Source organism: Thiomonas sp. UBA7699, assembly GCF_002482605.1.
GTDB lineage: Bacteria > Pseudomonadota > Gammaproteobacteria > Burkholderiales > Burkholderiaceae_C > Thiomonas > Thiomonas arsenitoxydans.
Map to the genome: position 1 here is coordinate 895 of NZ_DLGH01000013.1, position 13,705 is coordinate 14,599.

13 protein-coding genes are annotated in these 13,705 nt (G+C 65.5%); 9 read left to right on the forward strand and 4 right to left on the reverse strand.

Translation table 11 applies throughout. The features are described 5' to 3' along the window. From B3H47_RS04745 to B3H47_RS04775, 7 genes are all read left to right on the forward strand, one after another. The coding region (locus tag B3H47_RS04745) for a rod shape-determining protein (protein WP_286986222.1) at window positions 1-825 on the forward strand (825 nt) is incomplete at its 5' end. 161 nt (window positions 826-986) lie between these two features. Continuing rightward, entirely contained in the window at window positions 987-1,934 is a 948-nt protein-coding gene (gene mreC / locus B3H47_RS04750; RefSeq protein ID WP_013121960.1) for a rod shape-determining protein MreC, read from the forward strand. A gap of 52 nt (window positions 1,935-1,986) precedes the next feature. Then, window positions 1,987-2,523, forward strand: a complete 537-nt coding sequence (mreD, locus tag B3H47_RS04755) for a rod shape-determining protein MreD (protein ID WP_156053963.1) — start codon at window positions 1,987-1,989, stop codon at window positions 2,521-2,523. Between the two features lie 61 nt (window positions 2,524-2,584). Beyond that, window positions 2,585-4,801: a penicillin-binding protein 2 gene (gene mrdA, locus B3H47_RS04760; protein ID WP_286986223.1), complete on the forward strand. Its 2,217-nt coding sequence runs from the start codon at window positions 2,585-2,587 to the stop codon at window positions 4,799-4,801. Then, the gene (rodA, locus tag B3H47_RS04765; protein ID WP_276729229.1) at window positions 4,798-5,916 is read left to right on the forward strand and encodes a rod shape-determining protein RodA; all 1,119 of its coding nucleotides are present in this window, start codon (window positions 4,798-4,800) and stop codon (window positions 5,914-5,916) included. The genes mrdA and rodA overlap by 4 nt, the downstream gene beginning before the upstream one ends. 134 nt (window positions 5,917-6,050) lie before the next feature. Next, on the forward strand, window positions 6,051-7,046 hold the full coding sequence (locus B3H47_RS04770) for a sulfurtransferase (RefSeq protein WP_276729227.1): 996 nt from the start codon (window positions 6,051-6,053) through the stop codon (window positions 7,044-7,046). Between the two features lie 166 nt (window positions 7,047-7,212). After that, window positions 7,213-7,731, forward strand: coding sequence for a hypothetical protein (locus B3H47_RS04775; RefSeq protein ID WP_286986224.1), 519 nt, complete (start codon window positions 7,213-7,215; stop codon window positions 7,729-7,731). Between the two features lie 58 nt (window positions 7,732-7,789). Here the strand turns inward: B3H47_RS04775 and B3H47_RS04780 are convergent, their stop codons facing one another. From B3H47_RS04780 to B3H47_RS04795, 4 genes are all read right to left on the reverse strand, one after another. Then, on the reverse strand, window positions 7,790-8,146 hold the full coding sequence (locus B3H47_RS04780; RefSeq protein ID WP_013104328.1) for a transcriptional regulator: 357 nt from the start codon (window positions 8,144-8,146) through the stop codon (window positions 7,790-7,792). Then, a complete protein-coding gene (locus B3H47_RS04785) occupies window positions 8,143-8,562 on the reverse strand; it encodes a hypothetical protein (RefSeq protein WP_276707483.1) in 420 nt (139 codons plus the stop codon). The genes B3H47_RS04780 and B3H47_RS04785 overlap by 4 nt, the downstream gene beginning before the upstream one ends. A gap of 33 nt (window positions 8,563-8,595) precedes the next feature. Beyond that, window positions 8,596-9,645, reverse strand: coding sequence for an MFS transporter permease (locus B3H47_RS04790; RefSeq protein ID WP_286986225.1), 1,050 nt, complete (start codon window positions 9,643-9,645; stop codon window positions 8,596-8,598). A gap of 77 nt (window positions 9,646-9,722) precedes the next feature. Further along, window positions 9,723-11,087, reverse strand: coding sequence for an aspartate aminotransferase family protein (locus B3H47_RS04795; RefSeq protein WP_286986227.1), 1,365 nt, complete (start codon window positions 11,085-11,087; stop codon window positions 9,723-9,725). A 220-nt stretch (window positions 11,088-11,307) separates the two neighbouring features. Between B3H47_RS04795 and speB the strand changes: the two genes are divergently transcribed. Then, window positions 11,308-12,261, forward strand: coding sequence for an agmatinase (gene speB, locus B3H47_RS04800; protein ID WP_286986228.1), 954 nt, complete (start codon window positions 11,308-11,310; stop codon window positions 12,259-12,261). An 18-nt stretch (window positions 12,262-12,279) separates the two neighbouring features. Next, on the forward strand, window positions 12,280-13,593 hold the full coding sequence (locus B3H47_RS04805) for an NAD(P)/FAD-dependent oxidoreductase (protein ID WP_286986229.1): 1,314 nt from the start codon (window positions 12,280-12,282) through the stop codon (window positions 13,591-13,593). Window positions 13,594-13,705: the final 112 nt, after the last annotated feature.

Consider the following 13,705-nt stretch of genomic DNA (forward strand, 5'->3'; position numbering starts at 1 on the left):
ATCCGGCCGATGAAGGACGGCGTGATCGCCGACTTCACCGTGACCGAGCAGATGCTCAAGCAGTTCATCAAAATGGCGCACGACACCCGGATGTTCCGGCCCAGTCCGCGCATCATCATTTGCGTGCCCTGCGGCTCCACCCAGGTCGAGCGCCGCGCCATCCGCGAGTCGGCGCTGGGCGCGGGCGCCAGCGAGGTGTACCTCATCGAAGAGCCGATGGCTGCGGCCATCGGCGCCGGGCTGCCGGTCAGCGAAGCCACCGGCTCGATGATCGTCGACATCGGCGGCGGCACCACGGAAGTCGGCGTCATTTCGCTGGGCGGCACGGTGTACAAGGGCAGTGTGCGCGTGGGTGGCGACAAGTTCGACGAAGCCATCATCAACTACATCCGCCGCAATTACGGCATGTTGATCGGCGAGCCCACGGCCGAAGCCATCAAGAAGCAGATCGGCTCGGCCTTTCCTGGCTCCGAGGTCAAGGAAATGGAAGTCAAGGGCCGAAACTTAAGCGAAGGCGTGCCGCGCAGCTTCACCATTTCCAGCAATGAAATTCTCGAAGCGCTGACCGATCCGCTCAACCAGATCGTCTCGGCGGTGAAAAACGCGCTCGAACAAACCCCGCCCGAACTGGGCGCCGACATCGCCGAGCGCGGCATGATGCTCACCGGCGGCGGTGCGCTGCTGCGCGACCTCGACCGCCTGCTGGCCGAAGAAACCGGCCTGCCGGTGCTGGTGGCCGAAGACCCGCTGACCTGCGTGGCGCGTGGCAGCGGCATGGCGCTGGAGCGCATGGATCGGCTGGGCACCATTTTCACGTCGGAGTAAGCGGCGCCTTTTGCGGTTGTTTTGCGGCGGTTTTTTGATCGGCGATCTTCCCGGGGTGCGCCAGGGTGCTTCACTGATACCGCCACGCACCTGATCCGGGCCGTTTCGATTCGAGCCGCTTCGATTTGAGCCCTTTTCGCCCTGCGTTTGTTCTCGTTCCCATGGCCTACGGCACTCTTGAGCGTTCACCTCCGCCGTTTTTCCGGCAGGGGCCTTCTGCGCTCACGCGGCTGGTGTTGTTCTCCGCGCTGGCCATTTTGCTGATGGCGCTGGACGTGCGGTTCAAGGTCACGCCCATGCTGCGCCAGGGTCTGTCGGTGGCGATCTATCCGCTGCAGCGCATGGCGCAGGCGCCGGTGGACTGGTCGCGGCAACTGAGCGGCTATCTTGAAGCGCCGGCCAAGGCGCAAGCTGAAATCAGCCGACTGCAACGCGCCAATGTGGCCTTGTCGTTGCAGTCCCAGCTCGAAGCGCAGTTGCGGCTGGAAAACAACCGCCTGCGCGGTTTGCTCCAGTTGCAGCAGAGCCTGCCGCCGAAGTCGGTGGCGGCGCAGATCAGTGCGCAGGCCAGCGATCCGTTCAGCCGCACCGTGGTGATCGACCGCGGCCGCCTGCAGGGCGTCGAACTCGGCTCGCCGGTGATCGACGAAACCGGGCTGCTCGGCCAGGTCACGCGCGACTACCCGTGGAGCGCCGAAGTCACTCTCATCACCGACCGCGACGCCGTGGTGCCGGTGCAAAACCAGCGCACCGGCGAGCGCGGTGTGGTGTACGGCGAGCCGGGGCTGGGCCAGGGCGGCATGGAGCTGCGCTGGATGCCCGCTGCCGCCGATGTGCGCGTGGGCGATGTGCTGGTGACCAGCGGGGTGGACGGCATCTATCCGGCGGGTCTGCGCGTGGCGCGGGTGACTGCCGTCACGCGCCAGCGCGATACCGCGTTTGCCCGGGTGATGTGCGCGCCGCTTGCCGATGTCGAAGGCGGACGGCATGTGCTGGTGCTTCAGCCGCTCACGCCGCTGGTGGCGGGGCCATCGGTCAAGGCCACCGAGCCGCAGGTGCAAAAGTCGGGCAAGGCGGTGCCCAAGCCTGCTGCCGCCGCTTCACATTGATCTGACTGCCGTGTCTTTCCTGCCCCGCCGCCGTCGCTCCGATCAGGGCGCCATGCCTTCCGCACGAGCCCCTGCGGGCGGCGCGCGCGAGGTGTTGCTGCTGCCGGTCAACCCCTGGTTCATCGCGCTTAGTCTGCTGATAGCGCTGCTGATCGACTTTTTGCCGCTGGGCCGTCTGGCGTGGATGCCCGATATGGTCGCGCTCACTCTGGTGTTCTGGAATGTGCATCAGCCGCGCCGCGTGGGCATGGCCGTGGCGTTCGTGCTGGGGCTGGCGGTGGATGTGCAGCAGGGTTCGGTGCTGGGGCAGCATGCGCTGGTTTACACGGTGCTGAGCTATTTCGCCATCACGCTGCACCGCCGGCTGCTGTGGTTTCCGCCGCTGCAGCAGGCTTTGCATGTGCTGCCGCTGTTCGTGGCCACGCAGGTGCTATTGCTGCTGGTGGGCATGTGGGCTGGCGGCAGCTTTCCAGGCTGGGCATTTTTGCTGGCGCCGGTTGTGCAGGCGGCGCTGTGGCCCTTGTTGTCCTGGCTGCTACTGGCGCCGCAGCGGCGCGCACCGGATTCCGACCGCAATCGGCCTTTGTGATGGCGACCGTGCTGAACCTTGCGCCCGCAACGGGCTCAATCTCTATTTACGCCTCTTTGCGATGACCGAGCTGCGCAACATCGAACGCGAGCTGTTCCGCTTTCGCCGCCGCCTGATTCTGGCCGCGGCCGTGGTGGTGCTGAGCTTTGCGCTGCTGATCGGTCGCTGGGTGTGGCTGCAGGTGGTGCGGCATCGGCAGTTTTCGACCCAGGCGCAGGACAACCGCATTGCGCTGGTGCCGATTCCGCCGCAGCGCGGGCTGATTCTCGACCGCAACGGCATCATCCTGGCCAACAACTACGCGGCTTACACGCTGGAAATCACGCCGTCGAAGGTCAAGGGCACATTGCAGGACACCATCGATGCGCTCAAGGCCATCGTGCCCATCACGCCGTTCGACGAGCGGCGCTTCAACAATCTGCTGGGGCAGTCGCGGCGCTTTCAGTCGCTGCCGATTCTCAACAAGCTCAGCGATGATGAGGTGGCTCGCTTCGTGGCGCAGCGCTTTCGTTTTCCCGGCGTGAATGTGCGGGCAAGGCTGTTTCGCAACTATCCGCTGGGCGCGCTGGGCTGCCATCTGCTGGGCTATATCGGCCGCATCAACCAGGCCGAGCAGCAGCGCATCGACGACAGTGACGACGCCAGCAACTACCTCGGCACCGACCATATCGGCAAGCTGGGCGTGGAGCAGGCTTACGAGACGCAGCTGCACGGCATCACCGGCTATGAGGAAGTCGAGGTCAATGCCGTGGGGCGGCCGGTGCGCAAGATCAAGACCGTGGCCGCCACGCCCGGACAGAATCTGGTGCTCGGAGTCGATATCCGCCTGCAAAAGCTCATCGAAGACCTCTACGGCAAGCGGCGCGGGGCTTGCGTGGCCATCGATCCGCGCAACGGTGAAGTGCTGAGCTTCGTCTCCATGCCCACCTTCGATCCCAATCTGTTCGTCGACGGCATCGATCAGGTCAACTGGGACGCGCTCAACACCTCGCCCGACCGGCCGCTGCTCAACCGCGTGTTGCGCGGCACCTTTCCGCCGGGCTCGACTTACAAACCTTATCTGGCGACGGGCGCGCTGACCGACGGCATCCGCACCGCGCAGTGGAGCTTTCACGACCCCGGTTTTTTCATGTTCGCCGGACACCGTTTTCGCGATGACGTGCCAGGCGGGCATGGCATCGTCGACATGCACAAGGCCATACAGGTGTCGTGCGACGTGTATTTCTACATGGTCGCGCATGATTGGGGCGTGGACGGCATGGCCAAGTGGACGCAGCAGTTCGGCTTCGGCCAAGCCACCGGCATCGATCTCAAGGGCGAGGCCAAGGGCGTGCTGCCTTCGCGCGAGTGGAAGCGCAAGGCCTTTCGCAGCCCGGCGCAGCAGCGCTGGTATCCCGGCGACACCATCAGTCTGGGCATCGGCCAGGGCTACAACAGTTTCACCCCGCTGCAGATGGCCACGGCGCTGTCCACGCTGGCCAATCAGGGCACGCGCTACGAGCCGCGCGTGGTGCGTGCGATCGAAGACATGGGCACGCGCCGCTTCACGCCGGTGGTCGCGCCAGTGGCCCAGCGCATCGACCTCGATCCTGCGTACTGGCAGGTGGTGCATGGCGGCATGATGGCGGTGAACCAGACCGGCGGCACGGCGGCGGAAGCCTTCAAGGGCGCGCCTTACACCACGGCGGGCAAGACCGGCACCGCGCAGGTGTTCAGCGTGGGCCAGAACCAGACCTATGACGCCAAGGACATCGCCCATCATCTGCGCGACCATGCGCTGTATGTGGTCTACGCCCCGGCCGACAACCCGGTGATCGCCCTGGCGATGATCGTGGAGAACGCCGGATTTGGCGGGGTTGCGGCCGCGCCCATCGCGCGCAAGGCGCTCGACTATCACCTGCTCGGCCTCTACCCCACCGACGAGGAAATCGAGAAAATCAGCGGCGCCAAGCCGCAGCCGGTGCAGTTTGCCTATGCGGGCGAGCGTGAAGGCGTGCCGATCATTCCTGGCGCCAAGCCACCGCCTGTTCCGGCGACATCCGCCCCGGCGGGCGCTGCTTCTGGAGTCGCCGCAATGGGGGCCGCAGGAGTTGCGGCGAAGCCCGCACCTGCACCGGCGGCAGCGTCCAGCGCGCGCGCCCAGCCCACCGCCTTCGATGCGGAGGCCGTGGGCAACTACCCGCGCACCGCCTGCACGGGCGGGCTGCGCGCGCCGCTGTTCACCCGCTTCGGCGCCCGGCCCGATGTGAGTGATGAATCGGAAGGGGTAAGGCTATGAGCGCAACCTTCGGCCGTCCGCCGCTCTGGCGGCGAGTGCGCCCCTATCTCACCGGCTTCGATGCGCCACTGGCCGCGGCGCTGCTGTGGCTGGTGGCCATCGGTTGCATCGTGCTGTTCTCCGCCCTGCAAGATGCGCATGTGCCGTTCGACGACCATCTGCGCAATCTGGCCATCGGTTTTCTGGTGCTGTTCGTCGCGGCGCAGGTGCCGCCGCAGCGGCTGATGCAGATCGCCGTGCCGGTCTACACCTTTGGCGTGGCGCTGCTCATCGCCACGGCCCTGTTCGGGCTGGTGCGCAAGGGTGCGCGCCGCTGGCTCGATCTGGGCGTCACCGTGGTACAGCCGTCCGAGGTGATGAAAATCGCCGTGCCGCTGATGCTGGCGTGGTATTTCCAGAAGCGCGAGGGCCAGATCCGGGTGAAGGATTTTTTCATCGCCACGGCTTTGTTGCTGCTGCCGGTGGCGCTCATCGCCAAGCAGCCCGACCTCGGCACCGCGCTGCTGGTGCTGCTCACCGGGGCCTTCGTCATCTTCTTCGCCGGGCTGTCGTGGCGGGTCATCGCGTTGCTGTTTGCGCTCGCCGCCGCCAGCGCGCCGGTGATGTGGCACTTCATGCACGACTATCAACGGCAACGGCTGATGATGTTGCTCGACCCGCAGAGCGATCCGCTGGGCAAGGGCTTCAACATCATCCAGAGCATGATCGCCATCGGCTCCGGCGGAGTGTTCGGCCAGGGCTACCTGCACGGCACCCAGGCGCATCTGAACTTCGTGCCCGAGTCGCATACCGACTTCGTGTTCTCGGTGCTGGCCGAGGAGTGGGGGCTGGCCGGCAATCTCATGCTGCTGGCCGCCTATACCTTCTTTATCGTGCGGGGGCTGATGATCGCCGCCAACGCCCCCACGCTGTTCTCGCGCCTGCTGGCCGCGTCGGTCACGCTGATTTTTTTCATCTACGCCTTCGTCAACATGGGCATGGTGTCGGGCATCCTGCCGGTGGTCGGCGTGCCGCTTCCCTTTGTCAGCTATGGCGGCACCGCGCTCATCACCCTCATGCTCGGCGCGGGCATGCTGTTTTCCATCGCCAAATCCAAGCGGCTGGTGCAGAGCTGAACACTCGGTAGTTGGAGATTCGCGCGGGATCATCCATAAATTCGATATCCGTCAGCCAAAGAAATCCCTGTTTTTGCTGCGCTGCTTCTGCGCATAATCGGCACTCCAATCATCATTACAACTGGAGGGGTCGAATGAAAATCGCTCGAAGGGGTTTGCCCAAGGGGTGGATAGGGGCATGGCTGTTCGCGCTCGCTGCGGTGACGAGCGCCGCGCAGGCGGCTGTGCTGCCGGGCGCGCTAGTGACGCCGCCCTGGCTGCATGACCACGCGAAGCAGGTGCAGATCGTCGATATCCGCGACAGCCTGGGCTCGCTCACCAACGATCCCAAGTACGCCACGGTCAATGGGCAGAAGGTGCTCGAAGAGGTGGGTGGGCATATTCCGGACGCGCTGTCAGTCAACTTCTGGGGCCTGCGACAAAAGCATGTGATCGACGGCAAGACGATCGACTTCATGTTGCCCACAGCCAAGGAGTTTGAGGAAACCATGCAGGCCGTGCAATTGGAGCCGGGAAAACCCATTGTGATCGTGCCTACTGGCGACGACGCCACCTCGCTGCAGGAGGCGGCGTTCTTCGCCTGGGAGCTGCAGGTGTTCGGCGTGCCGCAGGAGCAGATTGCGATTCTCAACGGTGGCATGCACGCCTGGACTTCGGCCGGTTATGACGTGGATACCGACGCCATCGCTCCTATGAGTTCCAGCAAGTGGAAGGCCCAGGCGCCGAACCCGGCGCTGCTGGCGACGACTGCCGAAGTGCAGGCGGCGCAGCGTGCGCATGGTCTGCTGCTGGACGCGCGCCCGTTGGCTCAGATCGCGGGCCTCGAGCGCACGCCCGTGGTGCCGGCTGCCGGAAGACTGGCCGGCGCCTCTCCCCTGCCCGCCGAGCTGTTTTATCGCAACGCGGATGATGGCTCCTGGCGGTTTCTCTCTGCGCACGTCTACCGCAAGGTGCTGGCCGGTGGGGGCGTGCAGCGCGTCGCTCCGGGCATCGTGTACTGCAACACCGGGCAGTACGCGGCTGGCGCCTGGTTCGTGATCGACCGCATCATGGGGCGCAAGGGTCTGCGCGAATATCCCGGCGGCATGAACGAGTGGGAGCAGCGCGGCCTGCCCGTGGTCAGTTTCTGAGCGCCCGTTTGCGCGGGGCTTGCCGCGTGACGGGCGGCCCTGCGCAAAGTGCGTCGGCAAGTGGCGACCAACAGCCGGTGACGGGGGATACACCCTGATGCAAATGCCGTCGTCAACGCGTGATAAAAAGCATTAAAAACATTCAATCCATACCGAGGAGACAAACATGATTCATACCCCCCTTCACCGCCAGCTGATGCGCCCTGCGCGCCATCTGACTCTGGCTTTTGCCCTGCTGGGCGCCGGTCTGATGCAGGCCCAGGCGGCCAATCCGTCGATGCTCAACGACTTCAAGTTCGACGCGCCGACCTACATTCACAAGCTGCCGTTCGCCAAATACAACGTGGTGTTGCAGGTGAGCGAAGATGAACCCGCCCGCTGGGATCTGGTGCTCAACAATGCGCAGAACATTCTCGACGCCGTGGGTCAGGAAAATGCGCGCGTAGTCGTGGTGGCCTTTGGCCCGGGGCTGAAGATGCTGTTCAAGAACAGCCCGGAGGCCAAGCGCATTTCCTCGTTGAACGATGAAGGCATCGAATTCGACGCTTGCCACAACACCATGGAAGGCATGGCGAAAAAACTCGGCCACCTGCCGGTACTGGTGCCGCAAGCGGTCATCGTGCCCGCCGGGGTGTTGCGCATCATGCAGCTCGAACACGCGGGGTTTGAATACATCAAACCCTGACGTGACGGGCTGATTGTTTTCGCGGCTTTGGCAGGTCTGTAGGGCCGATCTGCACGATTCAAGTAACCCCTTGCGCGGGCTGCGCTGCGGCATTGACGGTCTCTTGCAGGCGGGTCGGCTCGACCTGTGCGAAAGCGATCAAGCCCTGCAGCGCGGCCACATAGGCCAGCAGTGCCTCACGACCCGTAGTCGTTAGCGAGTAGACGGTTTGCGGGCGTGGTCCGTCGGTGATCTTGTGTGCCTGCACATAGTCCGCGGCGAGCAGCTTTTTCAAGTGGGCATCGAGGTTTCCGTCAGACACCCCGATCAGGCGCTTGAGGTCGGAGAACGTGGCCTGTCCCGCACCAGCCAGATAGGCCGCGATCTGCGTGCGCAGCGGCTGGTGCAGCAAGGGATCAAGGGCGTCGATGCTCACGGCGCGGGCGGATTCAGTGCGTCCATCTGGAGGTGCAGCACGGCGGCGTCTTTGCCGTCCTTGCCGGGGATGTGCATCTGGAATTGGGTCTTGAGCATCTGGTCCCAGGGCATCCAGTGCTGGCCGTCCAGGCTGGCGTATTGCCGGTAGCCATAAATGCCGCGCTTGAGCACGATGTGCAGGGTGGATTCGGCGCCCCGGGTGAAGGCGCTGCCGTCCACCACGGTGCGGATGGGCAGCGGCGTCCCGGCGGGGAAGTACAGCACATAGGCGTCGCCGCTGGGTAGCGGCTGCCCCAAGGTAACCACGGGTAGCTTGGACGTTTCGGCCGCCGTGGGAGCGGGGCCGGGGGGCAGGCTGCTGCAGGCCGCCAGCGAGGCGCTGGCGAGCAGTAGAGGCAAGAGCAGGTTTCGCATCAAAAACTCCAGTAGGGGTTGAAAGAGGACGGATCAGGACGGGGCGCGTGCGGTCATATTCACCACCAGCCCGACTTGCAACTGCGGGCCGATGCCCGGTTGCAGCGTGGCGCGCATCCAGGGAATAAGCAGGGCCGTTGGATAGCCTTCGTGCTGCCAAGGACCGGTGGGGTAGCGCCATTGCCCCGTCGGCCGACCGTGTTCGACCAGCACTTCCACCGGGCGTTTGAGTACCAGGGGCAGCACCGAATTGGCGCTGGGAGAAAAGGCATCGCCCGACACCTCGACGTGCACCGGTATGGACAGCCCGGCGGGCAGCAGCACGGTCTGCCGCGTCAGCGGATTGCGGGCATATTCCTGCAAAGTCTGCAGCGGAGCGGCGGCGGGCTGCTGTGCGTCGGCCAGACGCTGTGCCAGCAGCGGCGGGACAAGCACCACGCCCAGCCAGAGCAGCAGCTTGGCGCCGCGCAGCCAAAACGGTGTCGACGTTGCATGCCTTTGGCCCTGCAGCAGGGCGAGTAGCGGCATTCCGAGGCCGAAGGCGGCTGCGGCCAGGTACTGCAAGGACTGTGCATCCAGACGAAACAGCACCGAGCACACCCCGAGGGCGATAAGCAGGCCGCCGACCCACTCGACCGTCTGCTCCGAAAACAGGCCGTGCACATACAGACCCAGGCCGACGAGCACCAGCCAAAGGGGGAAGACGAGGTAGGCGCCGCCAAAGAAAAAGGTGGCGAAGGTGCCCAGCACGCCGGCCGACAGCAGCAGCCACCACACCTTGAGCACCTGGCGATGGATGAACGACCAGAGCTCGTCGCGCGCCAGCTTGGCTCGCCGGGTGAGCTGCCAGTCCAGCAGGCTGACCGCACCGAGCAGCAGGGACATCAGTCCCAGCCAGGCCATGGCGCGCGTTGCGGCGTCGGGGATCTGATCGGCGGTCAACAGGTGGTTGCTGACCAGGGCCAGACCGCCAAAGCTCGTCCCCCACAGAATCAGGCTATGAGACTCCAGGCGCAGGCTGCGCTGCCCGGCGCCCAGCATGGCGTGGATGCTGTCGAGCTGCTGTGAGGCGATGGATGGCATGCGATCTCCCTGAATCACTCTGTTTCGCAGAGCTTATTACTCTGCGAAACAGAGTGTCAAGCGGAGATTCGCCGAAGTCAGGTATTTTTCAGGCCTGTGAGCGCGTCGTCAAAGGCGCTGATCAGCGCATCTGCATCGGCTTCGGTGTGCGCCGGGCTGGCCAGCAGCATGTTGTGGAAGGGGGTCAGCAGCACGCCGCGGTTGAGCAGCGCCAGCTGCAGCGCGGGCTCCAGCTCGTCGTCGAAGGCGGCGCGGGCTTCGCTGCCGTTGCGCGGGCGCTGAGGGGCGAACTGCACTTCGCAGCGCGCGCCAAGGCGCGTCACCGTCCAGCGCAAACCGTGGTTCGCGATCACGCGCTCCAGCCCGCCGGCCACACGGTTGGCGATGGCGAACATCTGGGCGTAGGCGGCCTCGGTCATCACTTCGGCCAACATGGTGCGCATCAGTCGCAGGGTGAGAAGCCCCGCTGACAGGGTGGTGCCGATGCCGGAATGGCCCGGCGGTGATGCGGTCTTGACGGTTTGCATGCGCGCGCCGACTTGCGTTGTGAAGCCATAGGCCGCGCCGGGCGTACCCCCGGCGATGGGCTTGCCTAGGACGAGCACGTCGGGCTGCAGATCGTTCGCCCGGCAGTAGCCGCCGGGGCCGCAGGAGATGGTGTGCGTCTCGTCCATCACCAGCAATGCGCCGTGCTCGCGGGTGAGTTGGCGCACGGCTTGGAGAAAACCGGGCTCGGGCAAGACCATGCCGATATTGGTGAGCACGGGCTCGGTGAGCACGCAGGCGACGTCGCCAGCGGCCAGCGCGGCCCGCAGGCCGCCGAGGTCGTTGAACTCGACCACGCGGGTGAAGGTGGTGAGGTCGTGGACCTGACCCAGCAGGCTGGGACGGGTGTGGGCGGCCCCCTGCGCGTCGAGATCGACGAACACATCATCGACCGTGCCGTGATAGCAGCCGTTGAACACCACGATGTGCTGGCGCCCGGTGAGTGCGCGCGCCCAGCGCAGCACGAAGCGATTGGCGTCGCTGGCCGTGGCGGTGAACTGCCACATCGGCAGGCCGAAGCGCTGCTCCAGCAGGTCAGCGACTTCAAGCGCGACTGTGGACGGCAACATGGTGGTGGCACCAAACGCGCCGTGTTCCGCCAGGGTGCGGGCTATGGCTGCGGGGCTGTGGCCGAACATAGCGCCGGTATCGCCCAGACAAAAGTCGATGATGGCCTGGCCGTCCACATCGAACAATCGGGCGCCCTGCGCCTTGTCCACATAGAGCGGCACGGGCGAGGGTGCATCGGCCATCCAGTGCAGGGGCACGCCGAACAGAAAGTGGCGCTGCGCCTGCTGGTGCAGCGAGGCGCAGCGCGGATGCGCGGCCAGGAAGCGGGCGGCCTCGATCGCGTGAAAGCGGGCAACGCGGTCGGCGGGAAGGCTTGTGGGGCTCATGACGGTGGGCGCTGGAAAATGCAATGGAGGGCGCGATGGAAAGCGGCCGCCGCGCAGTATCGCCAAGCCTGCGAGCGTCTGGCAAGCCCCGAAATGGCCCCGCGCGCGGTGGGCGAAGTGGTTCTATCGTTCCTGAAAAAATGTCGATATGGTTCAGGCCGCTTGCAGGGCTTCATTGGCGTGGACTGAACTTCGCAGTCCGTTCACTTATTCGAAAAATATGGTTCAACACGCTTTTGCCTATCTGTCGCAGCAACGGTTTCTCGGCGCAGCAGCCAGCGCCGAGAATGCGCCGACGCCCCGCTTCGGCGTGGCCGGCGTGGCCTGGGACGGGGCGGTGACCAACCGCCCCGGCGCCCGATTCGGCCCGAACGCCATCCGCCAGGCCAGCCAGATGCTGTGCGATGCCACGCACCCGTTTTTCGATCTTTCGCCTACCGCAGACCTGTGCGATCACGGCGATCTGTCTCTGCCCAACACCAGCCTGGAGACCATGCGCGCCGCACTCGAAGCCCAGGCGCGAACACTCTTGGCGCGTCAGCACATGGTGTGGCTGGGTGGCGATCATTCCATCACCTTGTCTTTGCTGCGGGCTTTGCGCGCGGTGCATGGCCAGCCGCTGGCGGTGCTGCATTTCGATGCGCATTGCGACACCTGGACCGACCACTTCGGTGAGCCATCGGGGCACGGCACCTGGGTTTACGAGGCGGTGCAGGAAGGGCTGGTGGTGCCGCAGGGTGTTGTGCAGGTGGGCATACGCTCGGCCGCCGAGCGCGAGGCGCGCGAGTACGTCAACACCATCGGTGGCCGGGTGATCACCGCGCGCGAACTGCGCGGCCTGGAGAGCCCGTCGCAGCTCGCACCCATCACCGCCGACATCCGCGCCCGATTGGCCGCGAGCAATGCCCCGGTGTATGTCACGCTCGACATCGATTGTCTCGACCCCGCCTTCGCCCCCGGCACCGGCACGCCCGAGCCCGGCGGCTTGAGCAGCGCGCAAGTGCTGTCGCTACTCGAAGAGTTGTGCGCCATGCAGCTGCCCTTTGTCGGCATGGATTGTGTGGAGGTGTCGCCGCCCTACGACCACGCCGAACTCACCTCCAACATCGCGGCGCTGTGCGTCTGGACTTATCTGTGCGCGCGGCTCGCTTCAGAAAAAACTGTCTCCCCCTGACCCGGAAGGATCCCGCGCATGATGCGGCTGGAACAACAGGCGCAGCGCCTGATCGAGAACTCGTACTACGTTGACTCCGCGCATGCCGCGCCGCGCCATGCGCCGCTGCAGGGCGAGGTGCCGGCGGATGTGTGCATCGTCGGCGGCGGTCTGGCCGGGCTTTCTGCCGCGCTGGAACTGCGCAAGCGCGGCATGCAGGTGGTGCTGCTCGAAGGGCGACACATCGGCTGGGGCGCTTCGGGCCGCAACGGCGGCCAGGCGCTGGCGGGCTACGCCAGCGAGATGGAGCCGTTCGAGCGCCAGCTCGGCGCCAAGAGCGCGCACTTCGCCTGGGAAATGTCGCTCGACGCCATTCGCCTGCTGCGCGAACGCATCGCCCAATACGCCATCGACTGCGACTGGACGCCCGGCGCGATGAGCGTAGCGGTCACGCCCAAGAAAGCCCGTGCGCTGCATGCCTGGGCCGAGCATATGCAGCGCGAATACGGCTACACCCATCTGCAGAGCTTCGACGCGCAGCAGACCCGCAGCCTCATCGCCAGCAAACGCTATTGCGCCGCAGTGCTGGACGATTTCGGCGGCCACCTGCACCCGCTCAACTACACCCTGGGACTCGGCCGCGCCGCTCTCAACGCCGGGGTGGTGCTGCACGAGCAATCGCCCGTCATCAGCGTCAAACCCGCGGCGCAGGCCGGTGGCGGCAAGGCCCTGGTACAAACCGCGCAGGGCAGCGTGCGCGCGCGCCATGTGCTGCTTGCGGGCAATGTGCAGCTTGGCGATGTGGCGCCGCGGCTGTCCCGGCGCATCATGCCCGTGGGCACTTACATCATCGCCACCGAAGCGCTCGGCGCGCAGCGAGCGAAGTCTCTGGTGCGCAACCGCGCCTGCGTGTGCGACACCCAGTTCGTGCTCGATTACTACCGCCTCACCGGCGATGATCGTCTGCTGTTCGGCGGCCGGGTGAGTTATTCCACCGCCACCCCGCGAGATCTGGCGGCCACCATGCGCCGCAGCATGCTGGCGGTGTATCCGCAACTCAGCGACGTGAAGATCACCCATGCCTGGGGCGGCTTTGTCGACATCACCATGAACCGCGCGCCCGATTTCGGCCGCATCGCCCCGGACGTGCTGTATCTGCAGGGCTTCTCGGGCCATGGCCTGGCGCTGACCGGCATGGCTGGCCAGCTCGCCGCCGAGGCCATCGCCGGACAGGCCGAGCGCTTCGACCTATTCACCCGCCTGCGCCACAAACCCTTCCCCGGCGGCGACCTGCTGCGCACCCCCGCGCTGGTATTGGGCATGCTCTGGTACCGGCTGCGCGATCTGGTTTGAAGACGGCGTAGCCGCTCTGCGGCGTCGGAGTGTGATTCCCCAAACTCAAGGCAAAACACCTTCGCCCCGCTGGCGATTTCTGCGGGTACACCCTCGTTGTTTGGCGAAGTTT

Coding starts and splice junctions, on each gene's coding strand:
- mreC (WP_013121960.1), top strand. CDS start 987: ATGGCCTACGGCACTCTTGAGCGTTCACCTCCGCCGTTTTTCCGGCAG.
- mreD (WP_156053963.1), top strand. CDS start 1,987: ATGCCTTCCGCACGAGCCCCTGCGGGCGGCGCGCGCGAGGTGTTGCTG.
- mrdA (WP_286986223.1), top strand. CDS start 2,585: ATGACCGAGCTGCGCAACATCGAACGCGAGCTGTTCCGCTTTCGCCGC.
- rodA (WP_276729229.1), top strand. CDS start 4,798: ATGAGCGCAACCTTCGGCCGTCCGCCGCTCTGGCGGCGAGTGCGCCCC.
- B3H47_RS04770 (WP_276729227.1), top strand. CDS start 6,051: ATGAAAATCGCTCGAAGGGGTTTGCCCAAGGGGTGGATAGGGGCATGG.
- B3H47_RS04775 (WP_286986224.1), top strand. CDS start 7,213: ATGATTCATACCCCCCTTCACCGCCAGCTGATGCGCCCTGCGCGCCAT.
- B3H47_RS04785 (WP_276707483.1), bottom strand. CDS start 8,562: ATGCGAAACCTGCTCTTGCCTCTACTGCTCGCCAGCGCCTCGCTGGCG.
- B3H47_RS04790 (WP_286986225.1), bottom strand. CDS start 9,645: ATGCCATCCATCGCCTCACAGCAGCTCGACAGCATCCACGCCATGCTG.
- B3H47_RS04795 (WP_286986227.1), bottom strand. CDS start 11,087: ATGAGCCCCACAAGCCTTCCCGCCGACCGCGTTGCCCGCTTTCACGCG.
- speB (WP_286986228.1), top strand. CDS start 11,308: ATGGTTCAACACGCTTTTGCCTATCTGTCGCAGCAACGGTTTCTCGGC.
- B3H47_RS04805 (WP_286986229.1), top strand. CDS start 12,280: ATGATGCGGCTGGAACAACAGGCGCAGCGCCTGATCGAGAACTCGTAC.